General features: G+C 62.2%; 3 protein-coding genes. All 3 read right to left on the bottom strand.

Annotated elements, in window-relative coordinates; all coding sequences use genetic code 11:
- Positions 1-600: UDP-N-acetylglucosamine--N-acetylmuramyl-(pentapeptide) pyrophosphoryl-undecaprenol N-acetylglucosamine transferase (locus F8J34_RS08090; RefSeq protein WP_297058118.1), on the bottom strand; the 600-nt coding region annotated here is incomplete at its 3' end.
- On the bottom strand, positions 600-2,003 hold the full coding sequence (gene murD, locus F8J34_RS08085; RefSeq protein WP_297058116.1) for a UDP-N-acetylmuramoyl-L-alanine--D-glutamate ligase: 1,404 nt from the start codon (positions 2,001-2,003) through the stop codon (positions 600-602). The genes murD and F8J34_RS08090, both read right to left, overlap by 1 nt.
- 2 nt (positions 2,004-2,005) lie before the next feature.
- Positions 2,006-2,430: phospho-N-acetylmuramoyl-pentapeptide-transferase (gene mraY, locus F8J34_RS08080; RefSeq protein WP_297058114.1), on the bottom strand; the 425-nt coding region annotated here is incomplete at its 5' end.

The raw sequence follows: 2,430 nt of genomic DNA, 5'->3' as shown, positions 1-2,430 counted from the left end.
CGGAGCCACCTCCACCATCAAACGATTAAGCCCCCGGGCCCCCTGGCTCCCTCCCAGGACCAGCACCCCCGGACCGGCGTGTTCCCGGGCTCGAGGAGCCAGGATCTCCTCCCGCACCGGGTTTCCGGAAAGGATAACCTTGCGGGCGGGAAAATATCTCTCCGTACCCGGAAAACTCACAAAGATCCTGTGCACCATCCTCCCGCATATCCGATTGGCCAAGCCGGGAAGAGCGTTCTGTTCGTGAAGCCCCAGGACCTTGCGCAGAAGCTTTCCCGCCACCACCGCCGGGAAAGAGGCGTACCCTCCGGTCCCGAAGACCACATCCGCGGAAAACCGTCGGATAAGGGTCACAGCCTCGCGCACCCCCCGGCCAAGACGCAAAAGAGCCCGCATCTTGAGCATCGGGCTCTTTCCCAGCAGCCCTTCGCCGCTAATGGTAGCCACCGGGAAAGGGGCCCCTGAAAGGACCATTTCTTCTATCCGGCGGCCGCAGCCCACCAGAAGCACCTCCCCGCCCCCGGCCCTCACCCTTTCGGCCAGGGCCAGGGCCGGGAAAAGATGCCCACCCGTACCTCCACCGGCAATCACCCAGCGCATCAGTGATAGACCTCCGGTCTTTCCTCCGGAGCCAGCACCTTGGGAGCATAACTCAGCACCAGATCCCGAAAGACCTCGCCCCGTTCCTCGTAGGAAGAGAACTGATCGAAACTGGCCGCAGCCGGAGAAAGAAGTACCGTGTCCCCGGGACGGGCCAGGCGCAGGGCCAGGGCCAGGGCCTCGGGAAGATTCTCCACCAGATGGGTTTCGGTAGCCCCGGCCAGCTCCTCGGCCATGAGAAAACGCGAAGCCCCCATGAGGATCAAAATACGTACCCGGGAACGAACGGCCTGAAAGAGGGGCCGGTAGGAGGCCCCCTTGTGTTGCCCCCCGGCAAGGAGGATTATGGGAGCCGGAAGACTTTCCAGGGCCCGCAGGGTGGCATCCACATTGGTGGCCTTGGAGTCGTTTACAAAATATACCCCTCCGAAATTCCCGATGTATTCCAGACGATGGGGAAACCCCACGAAACTCCGCAGGGCCTTGCGGATGGCCCCGGGCTCGGCCCCGGAAACGCGGGCCATAAAGGCGGCCACCGCGAAATTGAGCCGATTGTGTTCGCCGCAGAGCCTGAAGCCGGAGAGAGAATAGGTTTCCTCTTTCTCCCCCGGGCGCAGGACGAACTCTCCCTGGCGCACCTCCACGGCCAGCCCCGGAGCCCGACCGAAAAAGAGGATCCGCTGCGATCCGCGGAACTCCCGCCACAAAAGGTCTCCGCCGGCTCCGGGCAGGTCCGGATGGGGTATCAACCCCAGCCCCTCCCCGGAAAGATTCTCCAGGAGTCGAAGTTTGGCCCGGGCATACTCTTGCAGATCCGAATACCTCTCCAGGTGATCCGGGGTTAGATTGAGAACGGCGGCCACGGTGGGAGCAAAGCGTTCCACGGTTTCCAGCTGAAAACTGGACACCTCGAGCACCAGGCGTTCGGCCGGCTCCCCGGAAAGGACATATTCGGAAAGCGGAACCCCATAATTTCCGCCGGTAAATACCTTGAACCCCGAAAGGCGCAGGATATCGCTGATCATGGCGGTGGTGGTGGTCTTCCCGTTGGTACCGGTTACCGCCAGGATGGGCACCGGTTTGCGCAGGGCCCGAAAGGCCAGCTCCAGCTCTCCCCATACCGGTATTCCTTTTTTACGGGCCTGAGCCCACACCTCCGGAGGCACTCCGGGGCTCGTCACCACCAGATCCGCGGCGAGAAGGGTTTCCTGCCGATGCCCCCCGGTCTCGAACCTCACGCCCCTTTCCTGCAGGGCATAATAATCTCCCGGGGGAAGATCCTCGGCCCGGCGAGTCTCGGACACCACCACCCGGGCTCCCAGCACCGCCAGCAGACGGGCCGCGGCCCGGCCACTGCGTCCGAAACCCAGAACCACCGTTTTGGCTCCCCTCAGGTCCAGCATCTTCACCTCAACTTAAGGGTGGAAAGGGCCAGAATGCCGCAGATTACAGACACGATCCAGAAACGTACTACCACTTTATTTTCCGGCCAGCCGGAGAGTTCAAAATGATGATGCAGAGGGGCCATCCGAAAGAGACGCCGCCCTCCGGTCAATTTAAAATATCCCACCTGAAGGATGACCGAAAGGGCCTCGGCCACAAAAAGCCCTCCCGCCACCACCAGAAGCAACTCCTCCTTAACCATCACCGCCACGGCTCCCAGGGCCGCTCCCAGCCCCAGGGACCCCACGTCTCCCATAAAGATTTCCGCGGGATGAGCGTTATACCAGAGAAAACCCAGGCCGGCCCCGAAAAGGGCCCCGCAGAAGACCGCCAGCTCCCCCACCCCGGGCACATAGGGAATCTGCAAATAATGGGCGAATTTCACGT

The organism is Thermosulfurimonas sp. (assembly GCF_015491435.1).
GTDB lineage: Bacteria > Desulfobacterota > Thermodesulfobacteria > Thermodesulfobacteriales > Thermodesulfobacteriaceae > Thermosulfurimonas_A.
Note: the sequence above shows the minus strand (reverse complement) of the source record. Positions and strands in the feature narration are given on the sequence as shown.